Consider the following 19,870-nt stretch of genomic DNA (forward strand, 5'->3'; position numbering starts at 1 on the left):
GATCCGATGGCCCCGCTATGATTGCGGGGCCATCACTCCACCGGATCGAGCGCTTCGGCGACTTCTTCGGTCTTGCGCTGCGGCAGCGCGATCATGCCGAGAATGAACAACGCAAAGCACAGGCAGATCGCATTGGGGATGATCAGCGTCCATTCGCCTTGGAGCACGCCGAACGTCGTCCAAGCCGCAAACGCCAGCGCCGTCAGCGCAAACATCGCGAGCGACAGCCCCTTGGTCGATCGTTCGCGAATGATCTTCCAGGCCTGCGGCGTAAAGCTCGCCACCGAAGCGCAAGCGCCGATGGTGCCGACAATCGTCACCCAGTCGATCACCATGACACCCGTGCCTGTTGCCGCCATTGTTGTTCACTCGCACCCATGCCCGATGCTCCTGATAATCCGGCTGGAGCACAGACGGAAATGGAGCAATCACCCATAACCTGAGTTCCAAACCTACCTGAGCGTGCGACCAGCGGGCGCACCGAGACGACAGCTTGTGCTAGGTCCGGTTGAAGTGCAGGTAGTTGCTGTTGAACATGGCCACCTCTTTCAGGTGTTTAAGGTCATTGATCTTCAGCTGCCGGTCGGACAATTCGATCAGTCCCTCGCGCCGCATTTCCTGCAAGGTGCGATTGAGATGCACCGGACTCAGCCCGTTGGCTTCGGCCAGGTGGTTTTGGGTGATCGGCAACTCAAACGTCAGCCCCGTTGCTAGGCCCACCGCCCGCAGCCGGTAGTATAGCTCAACGAACAGATGCGCGAGCCGCTCCAATGCCGAGCGCTGCCCGATCGACAGCAGCCATTGACGCTGGATTCCCGACGAGACCATTTCGTGCCACAGCAGAGCGCGGATCAGGTTCGGGCGCTGGTCGATCACCTCCTGAAACTGCTCAGGCTGGATTTCGTAGAACTTCACGCTCGTGAGCGCGCCGATCGAATGGTCGAGCTCGTGCAGGATGTAGACATTCAGATCGCAGAAATCGCCCGGCAGGAAAAACCCGACAATCTGCCTGCGCCCATCCGGCAAGTCCTTGTAACGGCACGCCCAGCCCGACACCAGCAGGCGGACGACCGAGGGGTTCTCCCCCTCACGCGCAATGTCATTGCGCGCACTGAACCGGCGGAGCGGGCCTGTCTCCAGCGCCGAAAGCGCGACGCGGTCGGCTTGGTCGAGCGCCATGTAGCGGCTGAGCAGCCGGAACAAGGGTTCCGTCCCGGCATCGGTCATTGTGGCCATTCGCGTTGGTCCCGACTCAGATCAGGCTGGAGCATCCAGCCCGCTTCAAAGCGAATACGAAATAAGGGACACTAACCCAGATCACCATTCTGGCGACGAAACATGCGACCGAATGCCTTGGAAATCCGGCCTGTCGTATCGCGCCTCGCCACGTTCCGCCGCTTTGGCGTCAGTAATTGCCGGGCGGATCGCTCGCGGGAAAGCTCTGGTCGCTGGCTTCGTCCACGTTCGTCCACTTGCGTACCGGGGGATCGCGCATCGCTTCGGGGCCGGAATCGCGGACGTCACCGTGGGACTGGCGCGGCTGGTTGCCCGCATAGGCGGCATTGCCGTGGCTGACGTTGCGTTCAGCCAGCTTGCGGGAAAGCGCATAGGCCGCGCCGCCAACAGCGAGCATCGTGAAAATCATTCGCATAATATGCTCCTTTGCATACGAACCATTCTCGGCCTCTGGGAGCCAGTGTCCCTATCGTGCGTTAGGAGCCTCGCACGTGCTGTTCGCCTGACCAACTTATGTTAATCCCGCGCACTGCCCAATCGCTTATGCCCCGCTCGAGAGGCGATTTAATGCCGGATCTTTCACACGCAGCTGCCGAAAGCCTGTTCAGCACCGTCTTCAAGGCGTTGCCTGATGCGGTGTGCGTTCTTGAACCACTGGAAGTTGTGGAGGATCAGGAAAGCGACTGGCGCTATCTTTCGACCAACACCGCTTTTTGTAAGCTGTTCAAGCTGGACGACCTTACCGGACAAAGCCTGCGGGAGCGGTTCCCAAGGCACGCGACCCAGTGGTCGGAACATTTTTCCCGCGCTCTCACCAACGCAACGTCCGAGACGCTGGTTCAGGAAGGATCAGATCAGCCGCTGGTCTATGAAATTGCACTCACCCCGATCAATCATGGCCAACGCGGTGCGATCATGGTGCGAATCCGTGACATCACCAGCGAACACGTCGCCCGTGCCGGGCGCCGCGAAGCTGACGCCCGCTACAAATTGTTGTTCGACGCAATCGATGAGGGCTTCTGCATCATTGAGGTCGTCTTCGATGACGAGGGCAAGGCGGTCGATTACCGCTTCCTTGAAGCCAATGACGCTTTTGTCGGTCATACCGGCCTGATCGACCCGATCGGTCGTACCATGCGCTCGATGCAGCCCGATATCGAGGATCACTGGCCGGCAACCTATGGTGCCATCGCCTTGAGCGGGGTGGCCAAGCGGTTCGAGAGCGAATCCTCCGCCATGGGGCGCTGGTTTGACGTCTTCGCTTTCCCGATTGGCGAGCAAGCGCCCTATCAGGTCGGAATCCTGTTCGAGAATATCGGCCCTCGCAAGACGATGGAAATCGCCCTGCGTCACAGCGAAGGTCGCCTGCAATCCCTGATCGAGGCGACGTCCGATCTGATTTTCCGCATGAACCCGCAAGGTACGGAGATGGAGCAGGTCGGCGGCCGGGACCTGCTCGGCAATCGCGGCGCGGCGGGTAACTGGATTGAAGACTTCGTCCCCGAGAGCGACCGGGCGATGGTGGAAGCTGCGCTCGCCGAGGCGATCCGCAACCGCCAGCCGATCAAGATCGAACACCGCGTGCTGACCGCCGACGGCACTCTCAGCTGGCTTTCATCGCGCGCGATCCCGGTGCTGGGCGACGACGGTGAGATCACCGAATGGTTCGGCATGGCCACCGACATCACCGCCCGCCGTCAGGTCGAACAGCAGCTGTCCCACGGCGCAGAAATGCTGCGGGTGGCGAGCGAAATCGGCAAGGTCGGGCTATGGGACTGGAATGTCGAAACCGGTGAATTGACCTGGTCTGACGAACATTTCCGCATGGAAGGGTACGAGCCGGGCGAGATCGTGCCGAGCTATGAAATCTGGTCGGACCGCGTGCATCCCGACGATCGCAGCGCCACCGAGGGCAAGATCAGGGACGCGATGGAAAGCGGTTGCGAATATCTCAACGAATATCGCGTGTGCCATCCGACCGGTGAAGTTCGCTGGCTCTCTGCGCGCGGCCGATTCCTGTTTGACGACGACGGCAAGCCGGTGCGAATGCTCGGGGCCATGGTCGACACCACCCAGCGCCGTCGCGAGGAGGAATGGCAAAGGCTGCTCGTCGCCGAATTGCAGCACCGCGTGCGCAATCTGATCGGCATGGTCCGTTCGGTTGCCCGGTTGTCGGCACCCAGCCATCGCAATGTCAGCGACTATGTCGATCACCTGATCGGACGCTTGCAGGCGATGGGCCGGACCCAGAGCACCCTCACCCGCTCACCCGGCCGCAACGTCGATCTGGCCGAGCTCGTGCGCGAGGAATTGCTGGTCCACGCCGCCCAGCCGCACCAGTATCATCTGGACGGACCACCCATCGCGCTGTCGCCCCATGCCGCCGAGATTGTCACACTCGCGGTCCATGAACTGGCAACCAACTCGATCAAATATGGCGCGCTGGGCGATACCGGCTATATTCGGATCGTGTGGACGACTCTCGAAAAGAACGGCAAGCCCTGGATGACCTTGCGCTGGCAGGAAACCGCCCCGCAGCGCAAAACGAAGTTCAATCGCAAGGGCTTCGGGCGGCGCCTGATCGAGGAGCGCGTGCCCTACGAATTGCAGGGCGAAGGACGCTTCGATATTCACGACACTGGCGTGCTGGCGCAGCTGGAGTTTCCGCTGACGGATTCCGGCAGCATTCTCGAGACCCGTTCCTGACTGGGGCGCTGCCATGACTGACAGAGTGCTCTCCGGGTGCCGCATCATCATCGTCGAGGATGATTACTACCAGGCACAAGATTGCAAGCAGATGCTCCAGCAAGCCGGTGCCAAGGTCGTCGCCGTCACCGCGATCGTGCCCGATCTAGCGAGTCTGCTCGCCGAAGGGCCGATTGATGCGGCGCTGATCGACATCAACCTTGGCCATAGCCACACGTTCGATTTCGCGCGCGAGTTGCAGGCGCGGGCAATCCCGTTTGCCTTCCTGACCGGTTATGATGCGGGGATGCTGCCTGATGACCTTGCCGCCAGCGTCTGCATCAGCAAGCCGGCCGACCTTCACCGGGTCATCAGCGTTATTGCGGGGCTTGCGACACGCGCGGGTTAGCACAATGTGCGGTGAGCGCAGTGATCCCACTGCGCTCACCAATTCCCTCATCGCCGAGGACCGTTACGCCGCGATCGCCTTCAGCGGTTCGCGATTGCGCGGCGTCTGAGTGCGCGGTGCGAGATAGGCGCTGTCGAACCCGGCGACCTGTTGCAGGCTCCGCAGGTCATGAATGATCAGCTGCTTTGATCGCAGCGTGATCAATTGATCCTGACGCAACTGTTGCAGCTTGCGGTTGATGTGCACCGGGGTCAGGCCGAGCGCGTCGGCCAGATCGTCCTGCGTCAGGGGGAAGAACATCTGCTCCTCCAGCTTCGGATCGACCAGCGAAAGCCGGTAATGCGCTTCGCAAATCAGATGCGCCATCCGCTCCAGTGCATCGCGGCGACCGACATTGACCACCCATGATGCCATCACGGCATTTTCCATGCTGCCATAGCTGCGCATCGCTTCACCCACTGCCGGGAAACGGTCGATCACCCGCCGCATATCGGCGTGCAGAATGTTGACGATACGACACGCGCTGAGAGTGATGACCTCCTCGATCGCGACACCATCGGGCGACGAATCGAAATAGAAGGCATCACCCGGCAGCAGCAAGCGCGTGATCTGCCGCGCGCCATCGCGCAGGATCTGGTAGCGCGCAGCCCAACCGCTCAACACGACGGGGAAGGACACCATCTCGTCCCCATCGCGCGAGAGATACTTCTTGGCCGCGATATCCTTGGGCTGCCGGCATAATTCTTCGACAGCGGCCAGCTCCTCATCCGAGAGTGCGGCCGCGTGCGTCAGGCGTTGTAAAAAAGCATTGGACACTGGCGTCCTCCTCGGGAGTGTTGCGTCATATGCAATATCCCTGACTAGCCGTTTCTTCTCTCACTCAAAAGTTACGTCGGGGGACGAATTGTGTTCGGCTCACCGGAAAAAAGCGGCACACTGACTTGGACAACCACCTTGATCGGTAAACTGGGCGAAGCAAAGTCCCACAACGTGGCCTCTCTGGCTACACGACACAATTCGGTTTGACCGATATTGTTCCGTGATGGCTGAAAACAAAGACGAGGATCTGTCACCATGCGCAGCGCAGAGGCCTGATATGGCAGCGCGAGCGCCGTCCGGGCACCCTAATTTGCACGAGTCCAATTTAGGTTAGAGCGTGCAGTATGTGGGCTGGGCAGAGATAACGTTACCAGAAGGTCCCGATCCTTCCGGTCATCGGATGACCCGGGCTGCGTTCGGCTTTCTTTTGGCCCGGTCATTGCCCCAATATACTCCCCGCCCAGCGATGGGCGGGGTTTTTTGGGGGGCTTCGCAGCCACGGCTTGAGGGAACCGTCAGGGTCGCCTCGGGAGGGTTTCTATACCCGGTTAGTGTTCGGGTCCGTTGCCCACGCCATGCCCTCGGCTCTCGCTCCTCCCGCGGGACCAATGGCAGTCACCTATTCATGTCCTACCACGAATTCCTGCTGTTCGCCGGGCTGGCCATTCTGGCAGCATTCTGGCTGCCGCGGTTCGTGTCGGGCCGCGAGCCGACCGCGTCGGCGCTGTTGATCCTTGCCGGCTTTGTCTGCGCGCTGGCGATCGATGAGGCGCCGCCGCTGTTCACCCCCATCAGCCATCCCCAATGGTGGGAGACGTTGAGCGAAATGGCGGTGATCGTCGCGCTGTTTGCCACGGGCATGCGGCTCGATGTGGTGCGTCCCTTTGCGCGCTGGCGGGTGACGTGGCGGCTGCTGGCAGTGGCGATGCCGCTGACCATCGGCGCGATGGTGCTGACGGGCATGGCAGCCGGCCTGCCGCTGGCGAGCGCGCTGCTGCTGGGCGCTGTGCTGGCGCCCACTGATCCGGTGCTGGCGGGCGATTTGCAGGTCGGCCCGCCAACCGAAGGCGGCGAGCATCCGGTACGCTTCGCGCTCACCACCGAAGCCGGGCTGAATGACGGGCTGGCCTTCCCCTTCGTCTACCTCGCCATTGCAGGGCTGGGCGGGATTTCGGGCACCGAAGCGTTCCACTGGCTCAGCTATGATGTCGCTTACCGGATCGCAGTGGGCACGGTCAGCGGCGGTTTGACCGGGTGGCTGCTCGGGCAGGTGGTGTTTCGCTGGCCGATGGGCAATATCCTCGCCGAAACCGGGTCAGGCGTCCTCGCACTGGCGGGCGTGCTGGTATGCTACGGCGCGGCCGAGTTCATCCACGGCTACGGCTTTATCGCTTGCTTCGTGGGCGGGATGGCGTTCCGCCGGGTCGAGGCCAAGCACAGCTTCCACAGCAATCTCCACCTCTTCAACCTCGCCATTGAACACGCACTGACAGCGGTTTTGCTGCTGATGACGGGGGCGGCCCTCGGCACCTATGCAGCGAGGGTGGAGTGGACGCACATCGCTATCGCGGCAAGCCTCATCTTCCTTGTCCGCCCGTTGAGCGGGTGGGTCGCGCTGGGCGGATCGGGCTTGCCGCCGCGCGAACGCTTTGTCACCGCCGCCTTTGGCGTGCGCGGGATCGGAAGCCTCTACTACCTCGCCTTTGCCGCCAGCGCGGCGCCCTTGCCGGGGCTGGCCGACTTGTGGCTGATCGTGCTGGTGGCGATTGCGCTCTCCGCCCTGGTCCATGGCCTCAGTGCCGCACCCGTGCTCGCAGGTATCCGCGCCGATACCGCATCAGAGCCAAACCGGAGACCCCGGCATGCACCTGAGCAGGCGCAATAATGCACCCGCACCCCCTCGCCCTGCTGCTCGACTTCGATGGCACGCTGGTGCCGATCACTGCCACGCCCGATGCCATCGCGGTAAGTGACGATCTGCGCGCCTTGATGGCCGAGGCGATGGCACGGTTGGACGGGCGCGTCGCGATCATTTCCGGCCGCTCGCTCGAACAGCTCGATGCGCTGTGGGGGGAGAGCCTGAGCGGCGTCACGGTCGCCGCCAGCCACGGGCTCGAATTGCGCAGCGACGGCCTGCTGAGCGCGCCCGAACACTCGGCGCTGTTCGCTCGACTGGCGCGCGAGACCCACAAGCGCTTTGGCGCGCACAAGGGCGTGGTGATCGAACTCAAGACCTTCGGCCTCGGCCTGCATTACCGCCTCGCGCCTACGCTGCGCGAGGCAGTGCATGATTGGGCCAGGGAATGCGCTGAGGATCATCGCCTTGCGATCCAGCCCGGCGATATGGTGTTCGAACTGCTCTTGCCCGGCGCAAACAAGGGCGAGGCCGTGCGCCAGATCATGGACCGAAGGCGCTTTGCCGGAAGTTGTCCGGTCTATATCGGTGACGACCTGACAGACATTCCGGCCATCATTGCCGCCCGCAAGTTGGGCGGGCGCGGGATTGCGGTGGGGCAGAAGATCGCCGCGCACGCCGATGACGTGCTGGCTGGACCCGCCGAAGTGATGCGCCACATCCGCAAATTGCTGGCGTAACCGGCCCTCGGCCAAATTTACCACATAGGCCATTTTTTGGTTTGCCCGGTTCGGGCAAGGGTCGCACGGTCGCTGGACTTCGCGGACTCCGTTCGCCCCGGCTTTACCCCTGCCAGGTCGCACCCGCTGCGGCCGTGCCCCATAACGGAGGGTCGCCGATGCCTCGCCTGATTGCCATTTCTAACCGCGTGCAGATCGAAACCGAAGGCGAGACCGCCAATCGCGGCGGGTTGGCCGTCGCCTTGGCGGCAGGTCTGCGCGCCAGCAACGGCATCTGGTTCGGCTGGTCGGGTGAACAAACCGACGAGTTCACCGGCCAGATCACCTTTCGCCGCGCCAATGGCGTCGCCACAGCGACCATCGATCTCGAAGCGCAGGACATCGAGGAGTATTACAACGGCTTTGCCAATCGCACCTTGTGGCCGCTGTTCCACTATCGGCTCGACCTCACCGAGATCGCGCGCGATTTTGCCGGCGGCTATGCGCGGGTCAATCACCGCTTTGCCGAGACGGTCGCCCCGCTCATCGAGCCGGACGATCTCGTCTGGGTGCATGACTACCATCTCCTGCCGCTCGGCCAGCAGCTGCGCGAGCGTGGCTTTCGCAATCGGATCGGCTTCTTCCTCCACATCCCCTGGCCGCCGCCAAGCCTGCTGATATCGCTGCCCAATCACCGCGAGCTGGTCGAAAGCCTGCTCGATTACGATGTGGTAGGGTTCCAGTCGGACGAATGGCGGCAGGCCTTCATGGACTATGTCACTGCCCATCTTGATGCCGAGATTGACGGCGAGTTCGTCAGTTTCGGAGAGCGGCGCACGCGAGCGCTCGTCTGCCCGATCGGGCTGGACACCGCCGATTTCTGCAGCGCCGCCCACACCTTGGTGGCCAAGCAGGCGCAGACCCAGCTGATGGTCAGCGCGGTCGGACGCGACATGATCGTGGGTGTCGACCGGCTCGATTATTCGAAGGGCTTGCAGGAGCGCTTCATTGCCTACCAGCAGTTCCTCACCAACCACCCGGAATTGCGCGAAAAGGTGTCGCTGCTTCAGATCGCACCGCCATCCCGCGGGGATGTGCCGAGCTACCAACAGATCCGCGCGGAACTGAATGCGCTGTCGGGCAGCATCAATGGCGAATTCGCAACGATTGACTGGGTGCCAATCCGTTACGTCAATCACGGCTACGCGCGGGAGAAACTGTTCGGCATCTACCGCGCGGCGCGGGTCGGGTTGGTGACGCCCTTGCGGGACGGGATGAACCTGGTCGCCAAGGAATATGTCGCTGCGCAGGATCCCGCCGATCCCGGTGTGCTGGTGCTGTCACGCTTTGCCGGGGCTGCCGCGCAGCTGGAAGGCGCGGTCATCGTCAATCCGCACAGCAGCGAAGACATGGCCGATGGCATCGCCCGCGCGCTTTCCATGCCGCTTGCCGAACGGCAGGAGCGGCACAAGGCGATGTTCGACTGCATCGTCAAACAGGACGTTCACTGGTGGTCGAAGACCTTCCTGGCTGCGCTGGAAGAGGCCGGACCAAAGCCCGCCGCGCGCCTGCTGCCCAAAGCCGTCAACGCCGATTGAAGACCCGCAAGCAAAACCCCGTGCGGCGCGCCGCCACACGGGGTGTGCTTTGTCGGACGGGCGATCTCGTCAAGGCGTCGGTGTGGTTTGGCCGCCTGCCATCGCCGTGCCCGGCTGCGGGGTGTTCTTCTCAAGCCAGTCATGGTGCTTCTGCACGGTCGGGATCGCGCCTTGGGCAAACTGGCGCAGCTCCGCAAGCTCGCCTTCCCCGCCATAGGCCTTGAGCAAGGTCAGCGCCTCGCGGTGCGCGGTCATTTGCTGGCTCAGATATTCGCGGTCGAAGGCGGCGCCCTGAAGGCTTTGAAGAATGTCGACCTTGGCCTGATGATCGGCGTCAAGCTTGATCGGCAATGCGAGCGTCTGGCCCGAACTTCCCACGGCATCCTCAAGCGTCTCCAGCGCCTTCGAATGTTCAGCGACCATCATCTGCGCAAAATCGCGCACCGACCCGGCTTCGGCCTTGTCGAGCGCGATGTTGGCAGCGGCGATTTCATAGAGGTTCGACATGGCGGCGGCCTGCACGAAGGCCAGCGATGTGGGGGCTTCTTCGGACAAGGCGTTGTCGGCGTCGTTTTCAGCTTGGCCGACACCGCTGGCTGCCATGTTTTCGTCAGAGCCGGGGCTGTCACAGGCCGTCGCCAGCAGGCTGGCGACGATGAGCAATGGGATACGCATGGTCCATCCTTTCACATCAGCCGCGCACGCGGCGGGAGGCTGCCACTGATAGGACGCGAGACCGGGGGACGAACTCACATAGGCCAGTGACCCGGTTTAGCGCTTCGCACGCGTCCGGGGCGCGCAAATCCTTGCCGAGTATAGGGAAAAAGGACGGAAGGTGGCCCAAGAGAGGCAGGGGAGAGAAACATGACGGAAAGGTGCCATGCACAAGCCAGCCCCGACCAGTTCCTGTGAAAACCCTGCCTTCGCCTTCAGCGATGAAATGACCGCATCGCTCCCGGCGCTGCGGCGCTTTGCGCAGTCGCTGTGCCGTCAGCGCGATATGGCCGACGATCTGGTGCAGGACACGATGGTTCGCGCCTGGTCATCGCGCCATACCTTCCAGCCGGGCAGCAAGTTCCGTCCTTGGGTATTCACGATCCTGCGCAACCAGTTCTACAGCGCCGCGCGCAAGCGCAGCCGGCTGACCCCGTGGGACCCTGAGGCCGCTGAGCGGATCCTGATCCAGCAGCCCGATCAGGAAGAAGGGCTGCATCTTGAAGATATCGAGGTGGCTCTGGGCCAATTGCCCAATCCGCAGCGCGAAATGCTGATGCTGATCGCGGGGGCGGGAATGAGTTATGAGGAGGCGGCCATCAAGACCGATTGCAAGATCGGCACCGTCAAGAGCCGCATCAATCGCGGCCGCGCGGCGATCCGGGCAATCATCGACGGCGCGAACGCCTTGCCCGAGGCCTGATCATGGGCGGGCCTGTCCACTGGACAGGCCCGCCCACAGCTGGCGCTGCGGATGTGCCTCGCAATCAGCGCCGTCTAAAGCCCAAGGGCTTTACTGGGGAAGGTTGTCGGCCTTTTCCTCAAGCGCGTCAGCCTTGGCTTCGGTGGTGTCGCGCACGGCATCCGCCTTGTTCTCAAGGTTCTGCTCGGCTTTCGAATCCACCCCGTCGACCGTCTGGTCGAGCGTGTCGGCACGGTCTTCCATCTGATCGGCGGTCTGTTCGCCCGCTTCGCGGATGTCGTCGGCCTGGGCTTCGAGCGCCTCTTCCTGCTTGCTCTCCGCACAGGCGGCGAGGGCGAGGGCCGATGCGCCAAGCGCGGCGATAGTAATGATCTTCTTCATGTGACGTGCTCCTTTGTTTTGTTCAACGCACCGAACCGCGGCGAACGAGATTGACGATGGCGAGCAGGATCAGCGCGCCAAGGAAGGAAACCAGCAATGCGCTGATATCGAATGCCCCCGAAGTGATCGGCGCAACGCCGAGCAAGGGCGAGATCAGGAACCCGGCAAGCAACGCGCCGACAATGCCGACCACGATGTTGAGGAAAATGCCCTGCTGTGCGTTGGTCCGCATCACGATGCTGGCGAGCCAGCCGAGAATGCCGCCGACGATTATGACAATAATAAGGTTCATTGCTTGTCTCCTGGCCGAGGAATGGTCCGGTCCGACATCTTGGCGCTGCCAGGCAGCGATGCGCGGGACGGCCTCGGCCCGGCCCTGACTGGCAGGTCAGTGACTATTCACCATCACCTATGTTGCGCTCACAGTGTGGGTCCGACTCAGGCTTGTGCAGGGCCCGTCGCGGTGGATCGCAGGCGATGTCCGCGCTCCGAGGCTCCCGGCAGAGCGGGACCATCGGTCAATCTGAGGGTGCAATACCGCGGAAAGCCGCGATTGTTGCGCGATCGGGCAAGGGGGTGCGGGATATATCACTTGACGAAACTACCGGCCCTCCTGATGATCCCGCTACGGCAGCACGGTCTGCCTGTAGGCCGACCGCAGCTTTCTGCACACAATGTGTGGGCGCCGCATGATCATACGGGCACGCCGAAGTCGCCCGGCCTCATTGGCTAAGCGGCAACCCAGGTGCGGAACGACCGGTGCGCAAGATGCCGGACCGCTTGCCAGGGCAAGACATGAGGCGGCGGAGGGATCGCGCCGGGCCTGTGCGGACTTCGTTCTCCGCGATGCTCGACTGACCCTTTCGTACAGGTGCAGTGGGGATGGGTGAATGGCCGGGACGGACAACCTTCAAGGCGCGCAAGACAATTGGATCGGGTGCCTGACCTATCAGAGCACCGCGACCAAAATTCCTGACGCAACCGAGCTGCAATCGCTCGCCCGGCAAGCCCGCGCGCGCAATCGCAGCGTCGGCGTCACCGGGATGCTGTTGTTCGAAGAAGGCCGGTTTCTCCAGACCCTCGAAGGCCCGCCCGAAGGCTTGGAAGCCATCTGGTCGTCGGTTGCCCGGGATCAGCGTCACAGCGACATCGAGGTGCTCAGCAAGCACATGGCCCCGACCCGGTTGTTCACGGGCTGGGACATGTTCCTCAGCAGCAACGTCAGCCGCATTCCCGATCCGGTCGGCGGCCAGTTCGACTTGCCGCCCGCCGTGGCCGATCATGTTGGCAAGGCCGTGCGGATGTCGCTTGATGGCGATGATATCGGCCTCAATGGGTTGATGGCAGCGCTCGCCGAACAGGGCTGGACGAGCGATGCGGTGCTCAGCCTGCTGATCGAGCCTGCGGCTCGCGCGCTCGGCGATGCCTGGCTGGCCGATGATTGCACCGAGCTCGAACTGACGATCGCCATCAGCATGTTGCAGATGGCAGGGCACGCGGTGCGGTATGAAACAGCCCCGCAGGGGATCCGCAGCAGCCGTTACAGCATCCTGCTGGCCACCGCGCCGGGGGAGCCGCACATGCTGGGCACGGCGCTCTTGGCCGACCAGTTCACCGATGCAGGCTGGCAGGTGGAGATGGCGTTCCCCGACACCGAGGAAGCCTTGCTCAACCAGCTCGGCGCGCAAAAGCCCGATGCGATCGACATCGGCCTGTCCGATGCCCTGTTCCGCCAGCAATCGCTGGACCGCCTGCGCAGCGCGGTCGAGCACAGCCGTTTGGTCCCGGCCAATCATCCGACCGTGGTGTCGGTGGGCGGCCGCCTGTTTGCCGAGGCCGCTGCGACCGCGGCATCGGTCGGCGCGGATCATGCGCGCATGACTGTGGCGGGCGCCAGCATCCGCATGGCCGAACTGGTGCGCAAGAGCCGCCGCGAAAACAGCCGCAGAGGCCGTTAGAGCGGTTGCCGCTCTAGGCCGCGGCGCTCGCCAAGCGCATCAGGTTCTGCACCGCCAGCGGGCCCATTTGACGCAGCTGCTGAAGCACTGCCACCCGCGCACTATCGCTGCGGTCAACGCTGGCGGCGATCTTGCCGAAACCGTCGAGCCGGCTCTGACGGATCCACGCCCCCAGCCGTTCGTCCCCGAACCATGCGCCCTGATTCATCAGGTTGACGATGTTGGTGGTGCAATAGCTGGTCAGATCATGCGGGAACGGCACCGTGCGGCACAGCGCGTTCTTGGCGGCATCATCGGGATAATGCGCCTCGACAAAGGCGATCAGGGCTGCCGAGAAGCACGGCTGCGGCACCCGCACCAGTTGCGGCACGATCCGGTCACCCTGAAAGATCGGAACCGGCGCGCGCACTTCGACCGCCGAGGCGGTGCAATCGATGTAGAGAGCATCCGCCGCCGCCGGTTCGCTGCCTTGGTCCAGTTCAATCGTTGCGGCGGTGATGGCCTTGACGCGGCCCTTGCGCACGACATTGGTGACGCGGCGCAATTGCTCGACCTCGCCGATCGAAATCGTGGCGTAGTGGAACATGGTGGGCGTGACGTCAGAGTCGATCCGCAGCATCATGCCCGCCGCTTCGAGCCGCGCGAACACGTCGTCCGGCGAAGTGCCTTCCGCAAAGGCCTGCATCTGCGCCAGCTGCCCGCCGAACACCGAATCGAAGAACTCCGCGCCGGGCTGGGTGCAGGTGCGGTTGATCAGCCAGCTCTCCCGCGGCTTGACCCACTGGATCGCATCCGGCGGCGTGCCCATTGCGAGCAGCCAGCCGACCGCATCCATCGCGGTCTTGCCGGCTCCGAGCACAACGAAGCGCGAGGGCCGCTCCGGTTTGCGCCACAGGCGCAGCAGCGCACCGGGGGGCACCACTTGCACGCCCTCCCCCACGGCAAAGCGCGGGGTGTGATTGGCGGGGATGGTCGGGCTGTTATAGGCCGCATCCACCGTCTTGCGGCGCACCGTCACCTGTGTTTCCTCGCCCGACATCAGCGCAACAATACGGCCGTCCCCGCGATACTCGCTCAACGGCAGATAGGTGACCTGCCCTGATGGCAGCAGTCGCTGGCGCATAACCTTGTCGTAATAGCCGCTCACCTCCGCGCCGGATGCCAGTTCGTAGAGCCCCGCATTCGCGCCGTGGGTGTCCTTGCGGTTCTCTCCCAAGGGCAAGGAATTCACCCCGTAGAACGCCGAGGGCTGGTGCAACGCCACAAAGCCATAGGCATCGTTCCAGTGCCCGCCGGGCTTGGCCTGCCGGTCGACAATGGTGACGTGCGCGTCGGTCTCGGCGATGATCGTATCGGCAAACGCCATGCCGACCGCGCCGCCGCCGATGATCAGGTAGTCGGTTTCGATGGTGGTCATGGCAAGCCCCTTCTCGCAATTCATTTACACTGTAAATTTACACTGTAAGATTGAGAAGTCAAGCGCGCCACGCTATGCTCAGCCCTGATACGGAGATCCCCTTTGTCCCGCGCGCTGACCGATGATGACCTTGCCCGCTTTCAGGCGCAGCTGTGCGATGTGGCCGAGGTGATGTTTGCCGAGCGCGGGGCCGAGCAGGTCTCGATGCGGCAGATCGCCGCCGCGCTCGGGGTCAGCCCGATGACGCCCTATCGCTACTTCGCCAGCCGCGACGATATCCTCGCTGCTGTGCGCATCCGCGGCTTCGAACGTTTCGCCGATCAGCTGGAGGCCGCCTATGCCGCAACTCCGGGCGATGCCGCAGCCAAAGCCGCTGCGGCCGGGCGCGCCTATCTCGATTTCGCGCTCAGCAACGCCAACACCTATCGCCTGATGTTCGAACAGCATCAGCAGGAGGACGGGAGCGACAGCGCGCTGGGCCGCGCCGTCGCGCGGGCGCGGGCGACGCTATCGGTCTATGGCGACGGGTTGATCGGCAGCGGCATGGCGGAAGCCGAAGCGCGGGCACTGGAACTGCTGATCTGGTCGACCTTGCACGGCGCGGTCACTCTGGAACTGGCCGGCACGACCCCGCCCGGCTCAGCCCGGCAAACGCTGGAATGGCTCGGCAGGCTCGGGATGCGCGCCTGACAGGCGTGTCAATCGCCCTGCTCGCCCGATCCCGCGCCGCCACCCAGCGACACGAACAGCGTCGCGCCGTTCTGCAACCATGCGCGGCGGGTCGCCAGCAACTGCTGCTCGGCACTGAACAGGTTGCGTTCGGCGTCCAGCACTTCGAGGTAATCGGCCACGCCCTCGCGATACCGCGCCCGCGCGATGCGAGCGATTTCGACTTGCGCCGCCCGCGCCCGTTCCAAGGTCGCGATCTGCTGGGCGAGATATTCGCGCCCGGCCAGCGCATCGGACACTTCGCGGAAAGCCTGCTGCACGGTGCGGTCATAGGTCGCCACCTGTTCGACCTCCCGTGCCTTGGCCAGATCGAGGCTGGCCTCGCGTTGGCCGAAATCGAAGATCGGGAGGGAGATCGAAGGCCCGAAGCTCCAGCCCAAGCCATCGCCATCGAACAGGTTGCCGAGGCTGGTGGAGGTCAGGCCGATATTGCTGGTCAGCGAAATCGACGGGAAGAAGGCCGCGCGCGCTGCGCCGATATTGGCGCGGGCGGCGCGCAATTGTTCCTCGGCCGCGATAATGTCGGGCCGAGCCAGCAGCAGCTCGGACGGCAAGCCCGCCGCCAGCCGCCGCCCATCCGCCTGCGCCGCGAGCGAGAGGCCTTGCGGCAGATTGTCCGGCACAGTCCCGCCCACCAGCACCGCGAGCTGGTTGCGCAACTGCGCCAGCGCCAATCGCTCGCTGGCGATCTGTTGTTCGGCCTGTGTCAGCAGCGTTTCCGCCTGCCGATACGGCAGCGCCGACGTCACCCCGGCATCCAGCCGCAGCTTGGCAATCTTCAAGCCCTCCCGGCGGCTCGCCGCCGTTGCTTCGGCCAGAACGATCTGCTCTTCGGTCTCGACGATCTCGAAATAGGTCGTGGCGGTATCGGCGATCAGTGACAGGTAGAACGCCCGCTGCGTCGCGACCGAGGCGAGGTAGCTCGCCCGGCCCGCTTCGCTCAGGTTCTTGACCCGGCCCCAGAAATCGAGCTCGAATGAACTCACCCCGACGCCGATGTCATAACGGTTGAAGGTGAAGGACGCGGGCAGATTGCCGCCCCCCGCCGCGATTGCCGGGTTGCCCGCCGTGGCCTGCCGCGTGCGCGTGCCGCTGGCGGTTGCCACAACACTCGGCAAGCGGCGGCTGTTCTCGATGCGGAAGCTCGCGCGCGCCTGCTCGATCCGGGCGGTCGCCGCCATCAGATCACGGTTGTTGGCGAGCGCGCTGGCGATCAGGTCTTGCAGGCGCGGGTCGCGATACCACTCCTGATAGGACAGCTGGGATGCGACCACCGTGCCGTCCGGGCGGTAGGCAGGATCAAAGGCGGGCGCAGTCGCCAGCTCCGGGCGGGTGTGATCGGGCGCCAGATTGACGCAGCCGGCCAGCATGGTCGATGCCAGCGCAAGAGTGATGAGGCGCTTCATTGGGCAGGCTCCCCGCCGTGTTGCGGATCATGCGGGAGCAGGGGTTCCTCGGGCTTGTCCTTGCGCTTGCCGCGGCCAAGGCGGCGCACCATCAGGTAGAGCAGCGGGATCAGGAAGATGCCAAGCACCGTCGCGGCAACCATCCCGCCCAGCACACCGGTGCCCACCGCAATGCGGCTCGCCGCACCCGCACCGCTCGCCAGCACCAACGGCACCATCCCCATCGCAAAGGCGAGCGAGGTCATGATGATCGGCCGCAGCCGCAGCCGTGCCGCCGACCGGACGGCATCCAGCGGGCTCTCGCCGCGCTCTTCCTCCTCGATCGCGAATTCGACGATCAGGATCGCGTTCTTGGCGGCCAGACCGATGATCGTGATCAACCCGACGTTGAAATAGACGTCGGCCGAAAGCCCGCGCAGCATCGAAAACAACACCGCACCCAGCACGCCCATCGGCACGATCAGCAGCACGGCAATCGGGATCGTCCAGCTTTCGTACAGCGCGGCGAGCACCAGAAACACCACCACCACCGAGAGGCCCAGCAGCAAGCCGATCTGCCCGCCTGCCTGCTTTTCCTCGAACGACACGCCAGTCCATTCATAGCCGATGCCTTGCGGCAGCTCGCCTGCGAGCCGCTCCATTTCGGCCAATGCTGCGCCCGATGATTGGCCGGGCGCAGCCATCCCCGACAGGGTCATGGCCGGATAGCCATTATACCGCGCCAGACTGGCCGGAGCGGCAGACCATTCCGCTGTGGCGAAGGCGCCGAACGGCACCAGCTCGCCCACGGCATTGGGAATCCGCAAGGCCAGCACATTATCCGGCGTCATGCGGAACGGCGCATCGGCCTGCACCAGCACCTGCAACACGCGCCCTTCGCGGTTGAAGTCATTGGCATAGGCCGAACCGAAGGTGATCGAAAGCGCGGCGTTGACCTCGGCCATCGACAGACCGAGCGCGCGGGCCTGTACCCGGTCGATCTTGATCTTGACCTCGGGGCTCGGGCCCTGATCCTCGGGCCGCAAACCCGTAATGAGGGCGCTTTGCGAGGCCGCGCCCAGCAACTGGTCGCGCGCGGCGATCAGCGCTTCACGCCCCAACCCGGCGCGATCCTGCAACTTGAGCGTGAAGCCTGAGGCCTGCCCTAGCGACTGGATCGCGGGCGGCTGAATCACGAAGGCGGTCGCCCCGTCATTCTGCATGAACGCGCCCATGCCCTTGCCCAGCAAGGCATCGGCACCGCTTTCGGGGGCACCGCGTTCGTCCCATGGCTTGAGCGAGGCGAACATCAGGGCGTTGTTCTGGCCTTGGCCAAAGAAACTGAAGCCGCGGATCACCACCAGACTATCGACTTCGGGCTGGGCCATCCAGAAATCGGTGACAGGCTTCAGCGCCTCGTCCATCCGTTCTTCTGTCGCACCGGGAGGGGCCTGCACGGCGGTGATGAGATAGCCTTGGTCCTCGGTCGGAAGAAACGCGGTCGGCAAGCGCAGGAACAAGAGCACGGTGACCGCGACCAGCGCGAGGAAGACGGCCATGCCGCGCTTCGGGCGGGAAAGAATGCGGGTGTTGGCGTGATCGTACTTCCCCTCCATCCGCGCGAACCAGATGTTGAACCTGCCCAGAAAGCGCCCGGCAAACCCACTCGCGCTGGCCAGCCAGCCGCGCCAGCCCGGCTGACGCGGGGCCAAATCACCCGGAGACTCGGATGCGTGCCCTGCCCCATGCCCCTCACCCGCAATCGGCTTCAGGAACGTCGCGCACAGCGCCGGGGTGAGCGAAAGCGCCAGAAACGCCGAGAAGAAGATTGCAATCGCCAGCGTCACCGAGAATTGGCGATAGATGCCACCGGTAGAACCCGGGAAGAACGCCATCGGCACGAACACCGCAATCAGCACCAGCGTGATGCCAATGATCGCGGTGGTGATCTGATCCATCGCCTTGCGGGTCGCCTCCAGCGGGGAGAGGCCTTCCTCGCGCATGATCCGCTCGACATTCTCGATCACGACGATGGCGTCGTCGACCAGAATCCCGATCGCCAGCACCATGCCGAACAGGGACAGGACGTTGATCGAAAAGCCGAACAGCCACAGCCCCAGACACGCCCCCGCCAGCGCAATCGGTACCACCAGCGTCGGGATCAGCGTCGCGCGCCAGTTCTGGAGGAACAGGTACATGACGAGGAACACCAGCACCATCGCCTCAACCAGCGTCTTGATCACCTCGTCGACCGAGGCCTGCACGAAGGGGGTGGTGTCATAGGGGATCGACCAGGTGACATCGCCCGGGAGGCCGGGGGCCAGCTCGGCCATGCGCGCCTTGACGCCCTCGGCCGCGGCGAGCGCGTTGGCACCCGTGCCCAATTGCACCGCCATCCCCGCCATCGGCTTGCCGTCGAGCGTGGTCGACGTGGCATAGCTCTGCGCGCCGATTTCAATCCGGGCGACTTCGCCCAGCCGCACCACCGCCGCGCCGGTATTGGCGCGCAGGATGATATTCTCGAACTCCTCGACCGTCTTGAAGCGGCCCTCGCTGGTGATTGTCGCGGTGATCTGTTGACCGGCAGCGAGCGGCTTGGCTCCGATGGCACCGCCGGCGATCTGCGCGTTCTGTTCGCGGATCGCGTTCAGCACGGCGGTGGGTGAGAGGTTGTAGGACGCCAGCGCATCGGGATCGAGCCAGATCCGCATCGCATAGGGCGATCCGAACAGCGTGACATCGCCCACCCCCGGCACGCGGCGCAACTCGTCGATCACCTGACTGGAGGCAATATTGCCGAGATCGGTGCTGTTGAGATCACCCTGCGGCGATGTCAGCGCGACGATCAGCAGGAACCCGGCATTGGCCTGCCTGACGGTAATGCCCTGCTGGCGCACCTCCTCCGGCAAGCGCGCTTCGACCGTGCTGAGGCGGTTCTGCACTTCGGTCTGGGCAATGTCGATATCGGTGCCAGCCTCGAAGGTCAGCGTGATGCTGGCGGTGCCGTTCGATGCGCTGGACGAGGCCATGTAGAGGAAGCCTTCGACCCCGTTGAGCTGCTGCTCGATCACCTGCGTGACGTTCTGCTCCAGCGTCTGCGCGTCAGCGCCGGGATAGACGACGCTGATCGTCAGCGATGGCGGGGCGACTTCGGGATATTGCTCGATCGGCAAGGCGCGCACGGCGATAATCCCGGCGAGCAGAATGCCGAGCGCCACCACCCACGCAAAGATCGGGCGATCAATGAAAAAACGGGCCATAA

At 63.9% G+C, this 19,870-nt stretch carries 18 protein-coding genes; 8 read left to right on the forward strand and 10 right to left on the reverse strand.

Annotation, left to right across the window (positions count from 1 at the left end; all coding sequences use genetic code 11):
- Positions 1–32: 32 nt before the first annotated feature.
- From ACLBKT_RS10340 to ACLBKT_RS10350, 3 genes are all read right to left on the reverse strand, one after another.
- Entirely contained in the window at positions 33–359 is a 327-nt protein-coding gene (locus tag ACLBKT_RS10340) for a SemiSWEET family sugar transporter (RefSeq protein WP_410182832.1), read from the reverse strand.
- 139 nt (positions 360–498) lie between these two features.
- Positions 499–1,227, reverse strand: coding sequence for a Crp/Fnr family transcriptional regulator (locus tag ACLBKT_RS10345; protein WP_410182833.1), 729 nt, complete (start codon positions 1,225–1,227; stop codon positions 499–501).
- A 178-nt stretch (positions 1,228–1,405) separates the two neighbouring features.
- Positions 1,406–1,651, reverse strand: coding sequence for a hypothetical protein (locus ACLBKT_RS10350; RefSeq protein ID WP_410182834.1), 246 nt, complete (start codon positions 1,649–1,651; stop codon positions 1,406–1,408).
- 152 nt (positions 1,652–1,803) lie between these two features.
- On the opposite strand from ACLBKT_RS10350, the gene ACLBKT_RS10355 reads away from it, so the two are divergent.
- The gene (locus tag ACLBKT_RS10355) at positions 1,804–3,942 is read left to right on the forward strand and encodes a PAS domain-containing protein (protein WP_410182835.1); all 2,139 of its coding nucleotides are present in this window, start codon (positions 1,804–1,806) and stop codon (positions 3,940–3,942) included.
- 13 nt (positions 3,943–3,955) lie between these two features.
- Complete coding sequence (locus tag ACLBKT_RS10360) at positions 3,956–4,330, forward strand: response regulator (protein WP_410182836.1); 375 nt, start codon at positions 3,956–3,958, stop codon at positions 4,328–4,330.
- 63 nt (positions 4,331–4,393) lie between these two features.
- Here ACLBKT_RS10360 and ACLBKT_RS10365 read toward each other — a convergent pair whose 3' ends face one another.
- On the reverse strand, positions 4,394–5,146 hold the full coding sequence (locus ACLBKT_RS10365) for a Crp/Fnr family transcriptional regulator (RefSeq protein ID WP_410182837.1): 753 nt from the start codon (positions 5,144–5,146) through the stop codon (positions 4,394–4,396).
- A 628-nt stretch (positions 5,147–5,774) separates the two neighbouring features.
- Between ACLBKT_RS10365 and ACLBKT_RS10370 the strand changes: the two genes are divergently transcribed.
- From ACLBKT_RS10370 to otsA, 3 genes are all read left to right on the forward strand, one after another.
- Positions 5,775–7,034 carry a cation:proton antiporter gene (locus ACLBKT_RS10370; protein WP_410182838.1) on the forward strand — a complete coding sequence of 420 codons (1,260 nt, stop codon included), beginning with the start codon at positions 5,775–5,777 and terminating at the stop codon, positions 7,032–7,034.
- The gene (gene otsB, locus ACLBKT_RS10375) at positions 7,034–7,744 is read left to right on the forward strand and encodes a trehalose-phosphatase (protein WP_410182839.1); all 711 of its coding nucleotides are present in this window, start codon (positions 7,034–7,036) and stop codon (positions 7,742–7,744) included. Before ACLBKT_RS10370 ends, otsB begins: the two co-directional genes overlap by 1 nt.
- Positions 7,745–7,902: 158 nt before the next feature.
- Complete coding sequence (otsA, locus tag ACLBKT_RS10380) at positions 7,903–9,321, forward strand: alpha,alpha-trehalose-phosphate synthase (UDP-forming) (RefSeq protein WP_410182840.1); 1,419 nt, start codon at positions 7,903–7,905, stop codon at positions 9,319–9,321.
- A gap of 69 nt (positions 9,322–9,390) precedes the next feature.
- Here otsA and ACLBKT_RS10385 read toward each other — a convergent pair whose 3' ends face one another.
- Positions 9,391–9,996: a DUF4142 domain-containing protein gene (locus ACLBKT_RS10385; protein ID WP_410182841.1), complete on the reverse strand. Its 606-nt coding sequence runs from the start codon at positions 9,994–9,996 to the stop codon at positions 9,391–9,393.
- A gap of 205 nt (positions 9,997–10,201) precedes the next feature.
- On the opposite strand from ACLBKT_RS10385, the gene ACLBKT_RS10390 reads away from it, so the two are divergent.
- Positions 10,202–10,738: a sigma-70 family RNA polymerase sigma factor gene (locus ACLBKT_RS10390; RefSeq protein WP_410182842.1), complete on the forward strand. Its 537-nt coding sequence runs from the start codon at positions 10,202–10,204 to the stop codon at positions 10,736–10,738.
- A gap of 90 nt (positions 10,739–10,828) precedes the next feature.
- On the opposite strand, the gene ACLBKT_RS10395 is transcribed toward ACLBKT_RS10390, so the two are convergent.
- The gene (locus ACLBKT_RS10395; RefSeq protein WP_410182843.1) at positions 10,829–11,119 is read right to left on the reverse strand and encodes a hypothetical protein; all 291 of its coding nucleotides are present in this window, start codon (positions 11,117–11,119) and stop codon (positions 10,829–10,831) included.
- A 22-nt stretch (positions 11,120–11,141) separates the two neighbouring features.
- Positions 11,142–11,411 carry a GlsB/YeaQ/YmgE family stress response membrane protein gene (locus ACLBKT_RS10400; RefSeq protein WP_410182844.1) on the reverse strand — a complete coding sequence of 90 codons (270 nt, stop codon included), beginning with the start codon at positions 11,409–11,411 and terminating at the stop codon, positions 11,142–11,144.
- A 598-nt stretch (positions 11,412–12,009) separates the two neighbouring features.
- Here ACLBKT_RS10400 and ACLBKT_RS10405 point away from each other — a divergent pair.
- Positions 12,010–13,077 (forward strand): BLUF domain-containing protein, encoded by a 1,068-nt coding sequence (locus ACLBKT_RS10405; RefSeq protein WP_410182845.1) that lies wholly within the window; start codon positions 12,010–12,012, stop codon positions 13,075–13,077.
- Between the two features lie 13 nt (positions 13,078–13,090).
- Here the strand turns inward: ACLBKT_RS10405 and ACLBKT_RS10410 are convergent, their stop codons facing one another.
- Complete coding sequence (locus tag ACLBKT_RS10410) at positions 13,091–14,494, reverse strand: NAD(P)-binding protein (protein ID WP_410182846.1); 1,404 nt, start codon at positions 14,492–14,494, stop codon at positions 13,091–13,093.
- A gap of 102 nt (positions 14,495–14,596) precedes the next feature.
- On the opposite strand from ACLBKT_RS10410, the gene ACLBKT_RS10415 reads away from it, so the two are divergent.
- A complete protein-coding gene (locus tag ACLBKT_RS10415; protein WP_410182847.1) occupies positions 14,597–15,184 on the forward strand; it encodes a TetR/AcrR family transcriptional regulator in 588 nt (195 codons plus the stop codon).
- A gap of 8 nt (positions 15,185–15,192) precedes the next feature.
- Here ACLBKT_RS10415 and ACLBKT_RS10420 read toward each other — a convergent pair whose 3' ends face one another.
- Together ACLBKT_RS10420 and ACLBKT_RS10425 are read right to left on the reverse strand one after the other, a co-directional pair.
- Positions 15,193–16,629: an efflux transporter outer membrane subunit gene (locus tag ACLBKT_RS10420; protein WP_410182848.1), complete on the reverse strand. Its 1,437-nt coding sequence runs from the start codon at positions 16,627–16,629 to the stop codon at positions 15,193–15,195.
- Positions 16,626–19,868: a multidrug efflux RND transporter permease subunit gene (locus ACLBKT_RS10425; RefSeq protein WP_410182849.1), complete on the reverse strand. Its 3,243-nt coding sequence runs from the start codon at positions 19,866–19,868 to the stop codon at positions 16,626–16,628. The genes ACLBKT_RS10420 and ACLBKT_RS10425 overlap by 4 nt, the downstream gene beginning before the upstream one ends.
- Positions 19,869–19,870 lie beyond the last annotated feature (2 nt).

Source organism: Erythrobacter sp. W302b (genome assembly GCF_046452395.1).
GTDB lineage: Bacteria > Pseudomonadota > Alphaproteobacteria > Sphingomonadales > Sphingomonadaceae > Erythrobacter.